The sequence below is a fragment of the Pseudonocardia sp. ICBG601 genome, from assembly GCF_020496245.1.
Genome location: NZ_JAHLJA010000148.1, coordinates 1,509,164 through 1,523,019 on the forward strand (window position 1 = coordinate 1,509,164; position 13,856 = coordinate 1,523,019).

At 74.2% G+C, this 13,856-nt stretch carries 10 protein-coding genes and 1 tRNA gene; 6 read left to right on the plus strand and 5 right to left on the minus strand.

Going from position 1 to position 13,856, the window contains the following annotated elements:
• Window positions 1–187: 187 nt before the first annotated feature.
• On the plus strand, window positions 188–4,576 hold the full coding sequence (gene mobF / locus KPL57_RS36475; RefSeq protein WP_226355099.1) for a MobF family relaxase: 4,389 nt from the start codon (window positions 188–190) through the stop codon (window positions 4,574–4,576).
• A gap of 536 nt (window positions 4,577–5,112) precedes the next feature.
• Here mobF and KPL57_RS36480 read toward each other — a convergent pair.
• The 3 genes from KPL57_RS36480 to KPL57_RS36490 all read right to left on the minus strand — a co-directional run bounded on the left by KPL57_RS36480 (window position 5,113) and on the right by KPL57_RS36490 (window position 7,523).
• A complete protein-coding gene (locus KPL57_RS36480) occupies window positions 5,113–5,748 on the minus strand; it encodes a hypothetical protein (protein ID WP_226355100.1) in 636 nt (211 codons plus the stop codon).
• Window positions 5,749–5,908: 160 nt separating this feature from the next.
• Window positions 5,909–7,357 (minus strand): tyrosine-type recombinase/integrase, encoded by a 1,449-nt coding sequence (locus KPL57_RS36485; RefSeq protein ID WP_226355101.1) that lies wholly within the window; start codon window positions 7,355–7,357, stop codon window positions 5,909–5,911.
• A gap of 93 nt (window positions 7,358–7,450) precedes the next feature.
• Window positions 7,451–7,523, minus strand: a tRNA-Arg gene (locus tag KPL57_RS36490).
• Window positions 7,524–7,862: 339 nt separating this feature from the next.
• On the opposite strand from KPL57_RS36490, the gene KPL57_RS36495 reads away from it, so the two are divergent.
• Window positions 7,863–9,191, plus strand: coding sequence for an MFS transporter (locus KPL57_RS36495; RefSeq protein ID WP_226355102.1), 1,329 nt, complete (start codon window positions 7,863–7,865; stop codon window positions 9,189–9,191).
• A 4-nt stretch (window positions 9,192–9,195) separates the two neighbouring features.
• Here KPL57_RS36495 and KPL57_RS36500 read toward each other — a convergent pair whose 3' ends face one another.
• The gene (locus tag KPL57_RS36500; RefSeq protein WP_226355103.1) at window positions 9,196–9,765 is read right to left on the minus strand and encodes a TetR/AcrR family transcriptional regulator; all 570 of its coding nucleotides are present in this window, start codon (window positions 9,763–9,765) and stop codon (window positions 9,196–9,198) included.
• Window positions 9,766–9,880: 115 nt separating this feature from the next.
• Between KPL57_RS36500 and KPL57_RS36505 the strand changes: the two genes are divergently transcribed.
• On the plus strand, window positions 9,881–11,050 hold the full coding sequence (locus tag KPL57_RS36505; RefSeq protein WP_226355104.1) for a YbfB/YjiJ family MFS transporter: 1,170 nt from the start codon (window positions 9,881–9,883) through the stop codon (window positions 11,048–11,050).
• A 46-nt stretch (window positions 11,051–11,096) separates the two neighbouring features.
• Here the strand turns inward: KPL57_RS36505 and KPL57_RS36510 are convergent, their stop codons facing one another.
• On the minus strand, window positions 11,097–11,243 hold the full coding sequence (locus KPL57_RS36510; RefSeq protein WP_179761111.1) for a hypothetical protein: 147 nt from the start codon (window positions 11,241–11,243) through the stop codon (window positions 11,097–11,099).
• 289 nt (window positions 11,244–11,532) lie between these two features.
• Here KPL57_RS36510 and KPL57_RS36515 point away from each other — a divergent pair, with 289 nt between their 5' ends.
• Genes KPL57_RS36515 through KPL57_RS36525 form a run of 3 tightly spaced genes read left to right on the plus strand, consistent with a single transcriptional unit; the run spans window position 11,533 to window position 13,849 of the window.
• Window positions 11,533–11,931 (plus strand): 6-carboxytetrahydropterin synthase, encoded by a 399-nt coding sequence (locus KPL57_RS36515; RefSeq protein WP_226356635.1) that lies wholly within the window; start codon window positions 11,533–11,535, stop codon window positions 11,929–11,931.
• A 35-nt stretch (window positions 11,932–11,966) separates the two neighbouring features.
• Complete coding sequence (locus KPL57_RS36520) at window positions 11,967–12,992, plus strand: glycosyltransferase family 4 protein (protein ID WP_226355105.1); 1,026 nt, start codon at window positions 11,967–11,969, stop codon at window positions 12,990–12,992.
• Between the two features lie 32 nt (window positions 12,993–13,024).
• Window positions 13,025–13,849, plus strand: a complete 825-nt coding sequence (locus tag KPL57_RS36525) for an SAM-dependent methyltransferase (RefSeq protein ID WP_226356636.1) — start codon at window positions 13,025–13,027, stop codon at window positions 13,847–13,849.
• Window positions 13,850–13,856 lie beyond the last annotated feature (7 nt).

Consider the following 13,856-nt stretch of genomic DNA (forward strand, 5'->3'; position numbering starts at 1 on the left):
CCGAGAACGACTACACCGAACAGAGCAAGAGCACCCCAAGATCAAAGGACTCACACCGAGGCATCACGATCCGAGGGGGCGGGCCGGCCTCCGGCCGGCCACGCCGAACCCCTGCCCGCCCCGATCGCCCGGCGGCTGTCCCGGACGGCTCTGGAGCCGCGTCGGTGATCGTTTCGGGGTGGTCGGGGTGCTGAGGATCGCTACCGGCTACTCCCCGGACTACCTGTTGAAGGAGGTCGCGACGGGGAGGGAGAACTACTACACCGGCGCGGTCGCCGAGGGCGAGCCTCCGGGCCGTTGGTGGGGTGCCGGGGCCGAGCAGCTCGGTCTCGCCGGTCTGGTCGATGCCCAGGACATGCGCGCGCTCTACGAGCGGTTCCTGGACCCTCGGGACGGCGGGTTCCGGGATGTGTCCCAGTGGGACAGCGTGCCGACGTTGGGACACACCGGGCGCAAGTACCTGTCCGAGGACGACCTGTATGCGGCGGCGTTGGAACGGGAGCCGGACGCGGCGGCGGAACGCCGCGCCGAGCTGCGTACCGAGGCGGGGAAGGCGGCCCGGCACAACGTCGCGTTCCTGGATGCGACGTTCAGCGTGCAGAAGTCGGTGACGCTGCTGCACACCGCGTTCGAGGCCCGCGAGGTCGCCGCCCGACAGGCCGGGGACGAGGCCACGGCGGCGGCGTGGGGCGAGTTCCGCCAGGCGGTGGAGGACGCGATCTGGGCGGGCAACAACGCCGCCCTGGCCTACCTGGAGGACAAGGCCGGCTACGCGCGGGTCGGGCACCACGGCGGCGCCGCGGGTCGGTGGGTGGACGCGCACGCGTTCACGGTGGCGTCGTTCTTCCAGCACGACTCCCGGGATCGGGATCCGCAGCTGCACATCCACAACGCGATCCTGAACCGGATCCAGGGCCCGGACGGGGTGTGGCGGACCCTGGACTCCCGGGCGATCCACCGGTGGCGCGCCGGGGCCGGGGCGGTGGGGGAGCGCACCACCGAAGAGCGGCTGGCCGCGACGATCGGGACGCTGGTCGCGACCCGCCCGGACGGGAAGTCCCGCGAGGTCGTCGGCGTGTCCGCGGAGGCGATGTCGCTGGTGTCGAACCGCCGTCACGCGGTGACGGCGAAGGCGGCGGAGCTGATCGAGGCGTTCGAGACCCGCTACGGCCGCGCCCCGAACGGCGTCGAGCGGGACCGGCTGTCCCAGCAGGCCGCTCTCGCCACGCGGGCGGCGAAGTCGCACGACGGGGAGACCCGCGGGGACATGCTGGACCGGGTCGCCGCCCGGTTGCAGGCCGACATCGCCGGCGGCCTGGCAGGGATCGCCGACACCGCCCTGGCCGCCCGCCGCGACGGGGTCACCCCGCAGGCGTTCAACCCCCAGGCCGTGATCGAAATCGCGCTGGAGGACGTGTCGTCGCGCAAGTCCGGGTGGACCCGCTCGGACCTGGTGCGCGCGGTCAACGCCGCGCTGCCGGACTACCTCGGGGTCCCCGACGGCGGCGACGTCGCAGTACTGCTCGACCAGCTCACCGACCACGCCCTGGTCTATGCGATCGCGCTGGAGTCCGAGCGCCCCGGGTCGGTGCTGCTGCCCGATGACCTGCGCGTGGCGAACGGGGAGTCGGCCTACATCGCGCCGGGCGGCCGGGTCTACTGCACCCCCGAGCAGGTCCGCTCGGAGCGGATCCTGCTCGCCGCCACCCAAGCCCGTGACGGGGCGGCGTTCACCGGTGCGCAGGCGGAGCGGTTCCTGCGCACCCTGCGCAGCGAGGGCCTCGAACTCGGTGTCGACCAGGCCGCCGCCGTGCGCGGGATCCTCACCTCCGGCGCCCGGGTCGAGACCCTCGTCGGCCCGGCCGGAACCGGGAAGTCCTACGTCGTCGGGAACCTCGCCCGCGCCTGGGCCGACCCCGACCTACACCCGGCCGGTAGCCCGGGTGGTGGTGCGGGGCGGGTGTTCGGGCTGGCGACCAGCCAGCGCGCCACCGAGATCCTGACCGCCGAGGAGCTGACGGCGTCGAACATCGCCCGCTGGCTCGCCACCCAGGACCGCCTCGCCGCAGCCCCGGCCGAGCGCCGCACCGTCGACGGTGACGAGGTGTGGCGGCTGCGGGAGGGGGACCTGCTGGTGATCGACGAGTCCGGGATGACCGACACCGCCGCGCTCGCCGCGATCCATGAGCGGGCCGACGAGGCGGGGGCGAAGCTGCTGCTGGTCGGGGACCACCGCCAGCTCGCCGCGGTCGGCGCCGGCGGCGGCATGGACCTGCTCGCCACCGCCGGGTCCCGCTACGAGCTCACCGACGCCCGCCGGTTCAGCGCCGAGTGGGAACGCGACGCCTCGTTGCGGCTGCGCGAGGGCGACCAGACCGTGCTCCGCACCTACCACCAGCAGGGCCGCCTCCTGGATTCCGGCACCCGCGAGGACGCCGAGACCTCGGCGGCGCGGGGCTGGCTGGCCGACCACCTGGCGGGGCGGCGGTCGCTGCTGCTGGTCGACACCAACGAGCAGGCCGCCCGCCTCTCCGCCGAGATTCGGGCCGAGCTGGTCCGCCTCGGCCGCGTCGCCGAGGAGGGGGTGCGGCTGGGGTTCGACGGCACCACCGCCGGGGTCGGGGACCTGGTCGAGGCCCGCCACAACGCCCACCACCTCGCCGGGTTCGAGGGCAACCGGCGCGGCCCGCACAACCGCGACCTCTACCGGATCACCGCCGTCCGCGACGACGGCGCCCTGGAGGTCACCACCGACACCCACGGCGCCGACCACGGCCCGGCCGTCGGTGCCCGTTTCGTGCTGCCCGCGACTTACGTGAGCGAGCACCTGGCCCTCGGCTACGCCGGGACCACCCACGCCGGGCAGGGCGCGACCGTCGACACCACCCACACCGTCGTCACCCCGACGACCCGCGCGAACTCGCTCTACGTCGGGATGTCCCGCGGCCGTGATCGCAACACCGCCCATGTCACCACGCGGGTCGCGCCCGACGATCCGGCCGACGGCACGCCCGAGCGGCACGAGCTGCACCGCGACCCCGTCGCCGTGCTCGCCTCGATCCTCGACACCGCCGATCAGACGCTCGACCGGTCGGCGGTGGCGATCGCGACCGAGTCCGCCGCCGAGGCCGAGAGCGCCCGGACCGTGGCCGAGCTGCTCGCCGACGCAGCCCAGCTCGCCGCCACCGAGCGCACCGCGGCCTCTCTCGACCGGCTCGTGCACGACGGCGCGCTCACCGGGGAGCAGCGGGCCCGGATCGCGGCCGAGGACGGCACCGCCGCCCTGACCCGCGTCCTACGCCACGTCGAGTTGGCCGGCCTCGACCCCGACGCCGTGCTCGTCGAGGCCGTCGAGCGCGGCCCGCTCACCGGGGCGCGCAACGTCAGCAACGTCGTCTACTCCCGCATCCGTGACCAGCACCGCCTCGACCCCGTCGGGGAACGCTGGACCGACTGGATCCCCCGCACCGACAACCCCGAGTGGAGCACCTACCTGCACCGCCTCGTCGAGACCGCCGACCAGCGCGCCGACGACCTCGGTACCGCTGCGGCTGTCGAGCCGCCTGCGTGGGCGGTCGCCGCGTTCGGCGACGTCCCCGCCGAGCCGTCGGCCCGGCAGCGGTGGTGCGACGACGTCGGCCGCGTCGCGGCCTACCGGGAGGTCCGCGGCCACGACGACCCCGCCGACGCACTCGGCCCGGCCCCGAAGCCCGGACAGGTCGAGGAGTTCGCCGCCCACCGCGCGGCGTGGCGGGCGCTCGGGCGGCCGGAGATCGACCGCGAGCACCTGGAACTGTCCAACGGCCAGCTCCGCATCCGCGTCCGCGCCTACGAACGCGAACTCGCCGCAGCACCCCGCTACGTCGCCAACGAGCTTGCCGGGACCCGCCAGGCCGCGGAGGCCCAGCGTCAGGACGCCGCGGTCACCCGCGCCGCTTGCGACACGACCGCCGACGCGGCGGAGCGGGAGCGGCTCGCCGAGCGGGCTGCCGGGGCCGAGGCGATGGCGGCGCTGCTGGAGCAGCGGGCTGCGCAGCTCCAGGAGATCGACGACGCCCGCGGGATGTGGCTCGCCCACACCGCACAGACCCGCGTGCGGGCGGAGCTGTCCAAGGCCGAGCTGTCCGCACGCGACGCCGCCGACGACCCGGACGACCGGGTCACCGCCGCGCAGTGGAAGGCCGCCCACGACGCCGCGGTCGCCGAGGACGAGCAGTACCGAGAGATCACCGAGGACGACATCCACGACCAGGCCCCCGACGACCGGGACGCCGTCGCCGTCGAGCGCGACGCCGAGACGGCGGACAGTCGCCGCAACGACGTCCGCGAGATCGCTGACGCCCGTCCGGAGCCGGTGGGGGAGGACACGGTGCGGGTGCCCGAGGCGGCCGAGACGACGGACCACCTCGACCACGCCGGCCGGATCCTCGACGAGATCCGCTACCGAGACACCGCCGTCGATGATTACGACGAGCGCGCCGCCGAACTCGCCCGCTGGCACACCGAGCAGCTCAGCGGCGTCGACGACGCCGCTGACGGGTTCGACGAGCCGGAGCCGGTCGACAGCCGGTGGTGACGGTGGTCGGCGGCGGGGAGCTACCCCGCCGCCGACCACCCCTGCACCTCGACCGGTGGCGGGCCCTCACCCCGCCACGCCCACCGCAGCGTCGCCCGGGTCCCATCGCCCCAACCCGGCGCCCGAGCCGCGCGGCTGGGATACAGCTCCTCGAACCGCTGCGCAGCGAGATACTCCGCCTCGATCAGCTCCTCATACGCCGACGCCCGTGTTCGGGTCACCGGCGCCTCCGCCGGGTGCGGCCGGTCCCACGGCGGCCGATAGATGGCGCACGCCATCCACATGCACGTCGCGACCACCGCCGCCGCGTACCAGTCCAGAACACCCCGCTCGGATTGCTCCAAGGACTGGCGCTCCGCCGCCGCCCACACTGCGGCGAGATCCCCGCGCGGAACCCGCAGGTTCCCCGCCGGGATCCGTGCTACCTGCTCAGGAGACGCCGCCATGCGTCTCAGGGTGACAGCAGCCACCGACAACAACCACGCTCATCGCTGCTTGACGGCAGAGGCTGCCCACCTGAAATCGGGCGGGTCGCTCTATACGGACGGCTCAGCCGGGGTGAACGACATCTGCACCTCTCCGCCTGTGACGGTCAGGTTGATAGTCCCCGCTGCGCTGAGAGCCGCTGACGTCGTCGGGATCGCAGGTCGGGGAGCGTCATCGAGCGCATCGAACCAGTCGAGGAACTCTCGGATCGTTCCGATCCGTGCAACCCGCTGGTGCAATGCGGTCTGATCATGCCCACGAACGAAATCGGACTCGAACACGACCTCACCGCATCCACACCGGCAGGGCCTCCCGAATGCCTGACCCTCCTCCACGTAGGTGATCGGGTTTCGGACACCGACCGCCTTGTCTGGAGTCGGCTTACCGACGAAGGTGTCCCAGATGGGCTCCCCGGGGCCCAGGGGAGCTCCTTCGATGATCCGCTTGCCGGGCTTGCCTTCCGCAGGCACGAGCCGACGGATCCTGCCGACCATGACCACCTCGCCGCCGTAGGAGAACGCGACGTACTGCTGTCGATCGCCGCGTTCGCCGATCGAGTAGTAGCCGCGGTTCATCTCCCAGTTTTCCTTGATCGTCGCAGCCTCGTCCCAACCCGAGTATTCACGACGCAGGGGGTCGGTCGGATCGTTCGTCAGACTGGTTTTGCGCATCGTGATGTGGATCATCTAATAACCCCTTAGTCTTGCCAGCCCGTCTATCGAGCTAGCGGGGGTAGCGTCTCACGCGGAGCCGTAAAGTTCAATACCAGGATTCCTAGGGTAACCGGGTAAAGCAGGAGCCCCTGGCGGAGTCCAGACCTGTGAACTCGGACGGTCGTGATCGACGTCAGGTGGCGATGCTTGGCGTAGATGGCGCTGAGTGGGCGCCTTGTCCGAGCACCGTCGCCCGTCGCCCGCGAGAGACCTCCACTAGGCCTTCCTCTCGCAGGAGGGAGACGGCGCGGTGCGCGGTCCCGACCGCGCATGAGTTGGCGACGGCGAGTTCGGCCATCGTCGGCAGGGGTGCTCCCGGAGGGAGGGTCCCGTCCTGGATCTGCTGACGGAGCGCGGCGGCCAGCAGCTCATACGGCCCCGCCCGCCGTACCGCGGGCTTCGGCTGCGGGAGCACCGTGGCGATCGTCGCGGCAGCTCGTCGGTCGGCTTCCTCGACCCATGCCGCGTACACCCGCAGGGTCGTCGCGCCGCCGCTGCCGTGGCCGAGCCGTCCTGCGACGGTTCGGATGTCGACCCCGGCGGCGACCAGCTCGGTTGCGGAGTAGTGGCGGAGCGAGTGGAGCCGGGTGCTGCGCAGCTTCAACCGGACGGCGAGCCGTCGGTAGCGCTGGCTGATCGCGCGGGGCGCGTAGGGGGTGCGCCCGTCGGGCGACGGTGAGAACACGAACCCGTCGGAGGAGAACTCGACGCCGAGCGCGGACAGTCTGCTGACCCAGAGGTCCCGTTGCGTGCGCAGCAGGTCGACGGTGTGCGGGTCGAGCGCGACCCGGCGCTTGCGGTCGGTCTTGGTCGACTTCTCCACGACGCCGGCCTTGGACTGGGTGTTGCTGCGCTGGACCCAGACGGTGGCGCGGTCGAGATCGACGTCGTGCCAGCGCAGCGCGGAGATCTCACCGCGGCGGGGGCCGATCAGCATCGTCAGCCACAGCAGCAGGCCCCACTCCGGGTCGCGCCACGACTCGTTGAGGATCGCGGCGGCTTCGGCGGGGCTCGGCGGGTCGGGCTCGGCCTTGCTCGGCGCGGGAGCCTGCGCGATGGCGGCGGGGTTGACGCCGAGGTGCCGCCAGCGGACAGCCCGGTCGAGCGCGGCCCGGAGGATGTAGTGCACCTTGCGGGTCGTGCTGGCGCTCAGCGGTCGGCACTCGTGCCCGGGGCGGGGGCGTCCGGTGCAGAGCGTGCGGCATCGCTGGAGGCGGGCGTAGAAGCGCTCCAGCAGCTCGGCGTCGAGCTTGCCCGCCTGGAGCTGACCGAACGTGGGCAAGACGTAGAGGCGGATCAGGTCGTCGTAGCGCTCCTGTGTCGTGGGCTGGAGGTCGGCGACCTCCAGCCACTGCGCGACGGCCTGGCCGACGGTGATCGAGGACTTCGGCTGCTTGTTCTCGTCGACCTGGCGCTGGAGCTTTGTCAGCGCCTTCTCGGCCTCCTTGCGGGTCCGCGCCGTCTCCTTGAGCTGGCGGCTCCGCCCCGTCAGCGGGTCGACGCCCGCGAAGACGATCGCCCGGTAGGAGCCGCTCGGCAGCTCCTCGATGTGACCCCGCGACCTGCGCTTCCCCGCTGCCATGGGCGCAGGGCAGGCCGGTTTCGTTCCACGAATCGTTCCACGGCAGGAAGTCGTTCGCGATCGCGAACAGCGTTTCCGCTGGTCGCGGTGTAGTGCCCCCGGCAGGATTCGAACCTGCGGCACCCGCTTTAGGAGAGCGGTGCTCTATCCCCTGAGCTACGAGGGCCTGAGGGGAGCCTACCCGGACGCCTCCCCGCCCGACCGCCGGTACTGCCCGCCCCGCCGCGGAACGGTGGATCCGCCGTCCGCGCGGAATCCGGGAATCGTCGCCGTGACCTCGCCCACTACGACACCGGAAGGCTTCTGCGAGTTCACGGCGACAGCGACCTCCTCGCAGTCGGAACTGCGGCACGGACCGCGCTGAACTGCGGATTCGTGGAGCGGTGACGATACCGCCGCCACCTCGCAGTTCACGCCGGGAGGCTGCTGCTCCCTTCTGGCAACTGATCCGTTGGGGCGATCGGGAAATCGTTCTACGGTCCCCGCAGTCGACGGGGGAGGGCCAGTGCGATCGCTGTTCCGGAACACGCGGTTCCGCCGGTTGTTCACGGCCCAGGTCGTCGCTCTGGTCGGGACCGGGCTCACGACGGTCGCGCTCGGGCTCCTCGCCTACGACCTGGCCGGCGAGCAGGCCGCGCTCGTCCTCGGCTCGGCGCTGACGATCAAGATGGTGGCCTACGTCGTCGTCGGGCCGGTCGTCGGCGCGGTCGCCGACCGGGTCCCGCGACGGATGCTGATGGTCGGTGCGGACGTCGTCCGCGCGGCGGTCGTGCTCGTCCTGCCCTGGGTGACCGGGATCTGGCAGGTGTTCGTCCTGGTCGCGGTGCTCCAGGTGGCCTCGGCGACGTTCACCCCGGTGTTCCAGTCGGTCATCCCCGACGTCGTCCCCGACGAGCGGGACTACGCCGGGGCGCTGTCGGCCTCGCAGCTCGCGAGCAGCGCGGAGACGGTGCTGAGCCCGCTGCTGGCCGCGGCGGCCGTCGCGGTGATGAGCTACTCGACGCTGTTCGTCGGCACCTGTGCCGGGTTCGTGTTCTCCGCGGTCCTCGTGGCGTCGACGGCCGTCCCGCCGGTCGCGGGCCGCGCCCAGGGCGGCTTCGCGACCCGGCTGCTGCTCGGCGTCCGGCTGTTCCGGGCGGTCCCGCAGCTGCGGGGGCTGCTGGCGCTGAACGTCGTCGTCGCCGCGGTGGGGGTGGTGTCGCTGGTGACGACGGTGAACGTCGTCCGCGACCTGCTCGGGGGCACCGAGGCCGACGTCGGGCTGCTGCTCGCGGTGTCCGGCGCGGGGACGGCCGCGGCGGCGCTGGCCTCCCCGTGGGCCGCCCGACGGCTGCCGGTCCGGACGGTGATGCTGGCCGGCGCGGCGGTCTCCTGCCTGGCGGCCGGCGCGACCCTGCTACTGGCGGCCGCGCCGTCGTGGACGACCGCGGCGCTCGCGTGGGCGTTGGTCGGCTTCGGCCCGGGGTGGATCATGGTCAACACCGGTCGGCTGCTGCGCACCTCGGCCGGACCCGGCCAGCGGCCCGCCCTGTTCAGCGCGCAGTTCTCGCTCTCGCACGCCTGCTGGCTGGTCACCTACCCGCTCACCGGCTGGCTGGCGGTCTCGGCCGGCTGGACCCTCACCTGGTCGGTCCTCGCCGCGCTCGCCGTCGTCGCGCTCGGGGTGGCGGTCACGGTCTGGCCGACGGCCGGCGCCGACCTCGTCCGGCACCGCCACGACCACGACGCCGACCACGCCCATGTCGTCACCGCCAGCCCCTCGGCGCACGGCTGGACCCACGCGCACCGGCTCGTCGTCGACGACCAGCACCCGCACGGCCCCGTCCCGGTGTGACCGTTCAGGCCGCCGGGAGCAGCCCGTCGGCGACCTCCCGGGCCGCGCGGATCGGCCCCGTCCCGCGCTCGACCACCGCCATCGCGGCCGCCCCCTCCAGCAGGATCATCAGGGTCCCGGCGAGCGCCGCGGCCGGCTCGGCCGTTCCCAGCCGCTCGACCTGTGCCTGCAGGTAGCTGCGCAGCGCGGTCTTGTGGTGCCGGACGACCTCGCGGGCCGGGTGGTCGAGGCGCGGCAGCTCGGAGGCCGCGTTGAGGAACGCGCAGCCGCGGAAGTCCTCCCGGGACTGCCAGGTCTCGTAGGCGTCGAAGACGGCGAGGATCCGGTCCCGCGGCGACGCGTGGTCGGCGGTGATCCGGTCGATGTCGGACTGCCACCGGCGGTCGCGGTCCCGCAGGTAGGCGACGACGAGCCGGTCCTTCGAGCCGAAGTTCGTGTACAGCGCCGTCTTGGTGACCCCCGCCTCGGCGGCGACGGTGTCCACCCCGACCGCGTTGATGCCGTCCCGGTAGAAGAGCCGGGACGCGGCGTCGAGCACCTTCGCCCCGGCGTCGCCGCGCCGCGTGCGTGCCATAGGTCCTCCTGGAGTGAACCGAACGGTCTGTTCTGATGGCCGACTCTAGCAGCAGAAACGGCGCTGTCTGTCGAGCCGAGTTGCAATCAAACAGACAGGTCTGTTCACTATCGGCATGACGGCGACCTGCGAACGGCCCGGACCTGCACCCGCCACCGACCGGCCCTGGTGGACCACCGCGCTGCTCGGCGCGGGGGTGATCGCGCTCTGCTACGGCGTCGCCCGCTACGCCTACGGGCTGTTCGTGCCCCGCTTCACCGAGACGTTCGGCCTGACCCCGGCCGCGGTCGGCGTGCTCGGTGGGCTCTCCACGGCGGGCTACGTCCTCGGGCTGCTCGCCGCTCCGGCGCTGTCGGCGCGGTCGGCGCGCGGCGCCACGATCGCGGCCGCCGTCTCCGCGACGGTGGGGCTGCTGCTCATGGCCCTCGCGCCGGGCGTCGTGGTGTTCGGTGCCGCGATCGTGGTGGCGGGGGCCGGGGCCGGCATCGCGACGCCCGGGGTGGCGCAGCTCGTCGTCGAGACGGTCGGTGCGGCCGCGCGCACCCGGGCGCAGGCCTGGGCGAACACCGGCACCGGGGCGGGGCTCGCGCTGACCGCGTTCACGCCGCTGCTGCCGGGGGACTGGCGGGCCGTCTGGCTCGGGTTCGGCCTGGTCGCGGTCGTCGTCACCGCCGCCGCCGCGTGGCTGCTGCCGCGGGGGGTCCCCGAGGCGGCGCCCACGGAGCGCGGGCGGGGCCGGGTGCTGCCGCTGCTGGCCGTCGCCGGGCTGCTCGGGCTGGTCAGCGCGCCGTACTGGACCTTCTCGACCGCGCGGCTCGACGAGCTCGGCGCCGGGCCGGTCGTCGGTACCGTCGCCTGGTGTGCGATCGGTGTGGTCGGCGTGCTCGGCGGCGCGGTGGGACGGGCGGCGCAGCGGTACGGGCTGCGGACGGTCGGGCTCGTCGTCTGGACCCTGTTCTCGGCCGGGATCGCCCTGCTCGCGCTGCCGGAGCCGGGCCTGGCCGGCGCGGTCGTCTCGGCGGGCCTGTTCGGCGCGGGCTACATCGGGCTGACCGGGCTGTGCATCCTGTGGGCCGCCCACATCCTCCCGGGCGCTCCCGCACGCGCGGTGACCTGGGCGTGCCTCGCCCTGGGCGTCGGTCAGACGGTGGGCTCCCCGCTGGCCGGGGCGCTGGCCGGCCGGATCGGGACGGCGGGGACGTTCGCCGTCGCCGCCGCGCTGGGGCTGCTGGCCTGGGCGCAGCTGCACCCCCGGCTGGCGCCGCCGGACGCGGACCGGGCCTGAACGACGGCGTCCCCCGGTGCGGACGTACCGCGCCGGGGGACGGGGGTCAGCGACGGGCCGGGGTGCGGCCGTGCGTGACGGCACTCCAGGTGTCGATGCCCACCCAGATCGCGCGGAGCATGTTCCCGGTGCGCCGGCCGGCGTCCCGCAGGGTCTCGGGCCAGGACGGCATCGGGGTCTCGTGGGTGGTCATCGGCTACCTCCTCGTAGTGGTCGACTCGGAAGCTGCTCTGTCCGACTCGCACCACGAGAGTAGCCAGTGAGACACTGCTGTCTCAATGGTGACCATCGTGTGTCACGCCTCATCCGCTCGGAGCAGCACCGGTGACGGGCCGCAGCAGCCGGGCGCACGCGCGTGACCAGCGCGGGCCACCGCCGCGACGCGGCTCGGTCGCCGCGTCACCGGCGTGGTGCTTTCATGAACATTGCCCGCTTTTCGTCTGGACAACCGGTTCAGCGAGCGCCGCGTGCAGGAGGACCGCTTGTTCAGCATCACCGTCCGGGACCACGTCATGGTGGCGCACAGCCTGCGCGGCGAGGTCTTCGGACCGGCGCAGCAGCGCCACGGCGCGACCTTCCTCGTCGACGCCACCTTCCGGCGCCCCGAGCTGGACCCGGACGGGATCGTCGTCGACATCGGGCTGGCCACCGCGCAGCTCGCGGAGACGCTCGCCGACCTCAACCACCGCGACCTCGACGACCACCCCGAGTTCGCGGGCGTCAACACGACCACCGAGTTCCTGGCCCGGGCGATCGCGGACCGGCTCGCCGACCGCATCGGCGCGGGGAGGCTCGGCGGCAACGCCGGCGGGCTGACCGGCCTGACGGTGACGCTGCACGAGTCTCACGTCGCGTGGGCGAGCTACGAGCGGGACCTGTGACGGCTCCCGCACCGCCCCGGACCACGGGGCGTGCGGTGCACGTCGTCGTCCCCGCCGGGATCGACGACCCGCGCTCCCCGAGCGGCGGGAACCGCTACGACCGCGGTGTCTGCGCCGCGTTCGACCGCCCCGTGCGGGAGATCGCCGTCGCGGGTGGCTGGCCGGACCCGGACCGGGCCGCCCTCGAGCGGCTCGACGCGGCGCTCACGGGCGTCCCGGACGGCGCGTCGGTGCTGCTCGACGGGCTCGTCGCCTGCGCCGCGCCGGGGGTCCTCGCCCGGCACACCGGCCGGGTACGCGCGGTCGTCCTGGTGCACCTGCCACTGGGCGACGAGCACGGGCTCGCCGCGGCGGTCGTCGCGGACCGCCGGGCCCGGGAGCACGCGGCGCTGCACGCGGCGGCCGCCGTCGTCACCACCAGCGAATGGACGGCACGGCGGGTGGTCCGTCTGCACCAGCTGCCCGTCGCCCGCGTGCACGTCGCGTCGCCGGGGGTGGACGCTGCCCCGATGACGTCCGCGCACCCGGCCGGTACCCGGCTGCTCGCGGTCGGGGCGCTCACCCCGACCAAGGGCCACGACCTGCTGGTCGAGGCCCTCGCCCGCGTCGCCGACCGGGAGTGGACGTTGCGCCTGGCCGGGCCGCTCGACCGCGACCCCGCGCACACCGCGGCCGTGCGCGCGGCGGTGGACCGGCACGGCCTGGCCGGGCGGATCACCCTCACCGGCCCGCTGACCGGCCCCGCCCTCGACGCCGCCTACGCCTCCGCGGACCTGCTCGTGCTGCCCTCGCGCACCGAGAGCTACGGGATGGTCGTCACCGAGGCGCTGGCCCGGGCCGTCCCGGTGATCGCCGCTGCGGTCGGCGGGGTGCCCGAGGCGCTCGGCGGCGGTGGGCTGCTCGTCGCCCCCGGCGATCCGGACGCGCTGGCCGGCGCGCTGCGGTCCTGGCTGACCGACCCGGGGACGCGTGCGGACCTGCGCGCCGCCGCCCGGGACCGCCGGGACCGGCTCGACGGCTGGGACGACACCGCCCGGGCCCTCTGCGCGGTGCTGCCGTGAGCGCCGCCGCCGACCGCCGCGCCCCCGTCCCGATCCAGGGTGCGGCGGGCGACCCGGTCTGCCCGCCGGAGTGGCTCGCCCTGCGCGAGCCCGCCGACGCCGACGCCCGCTCGACCGCGCTCGCCGACGCCGTCCGCGACCTCCTGCCGCCGGGCCCGCTGCTGGTGCGCGACCTCGGCTGCGGCACCGGGTCGATGGGCCGCTGGCTCGCCCCGCGCCTCGCCCGGCCCGGTGGACAGCACTGGGTCCTGCACGACCGCGACCCCGTCGTGCTCTCCCACGCCGTCGCGTCGCTGCCCGACTGCGTGACCGGCGAGGCCGGACCCGGTGACCTCACCGGGCTCGGCGCCGACGCGCTGGCCGGGACGTCGCTGATCACCGCGTCCGCACTGCTCGACCTGCTCACCGCCGACGAGATGGACGCCCTGGCCGCCGCCTGCACCGCCGCCGGCTGCCCCGTGCTGGTCACCCTGACCGTGTCCGGCCGGGTCCGGCTGCACCCCGAGGACCCGCTCGACGCCGAGATCGGCGCCGCCTTCGACGACCACCAGCGCCGCGACGAGAACGGCCGACGGATGCTCGGGCCGGACGCCCCCGCCGCCGCGGCGGCCGCGTTCACCCGGCACGGCGCGCGGGTGCGCACCGCCGACTCGCCGTGGCGGCTCGGCCCCGACCGGCCCGCGCTGCTCCGCGAGTGGCTGGCCGGACGGCTCGACGCGGCGTGCGCGCAGCGTCCCGGCCTCGCCGCACACGCCGGCGCCTACCGCGACCGGCGCGAGCGCGCCCTCGACGCGGGAGAGCTCACCGTCTCGGTCGGCCACACCGACCTGCTGGCGGTGCCGGGGGAGCGGTCGTGAGCGGCCG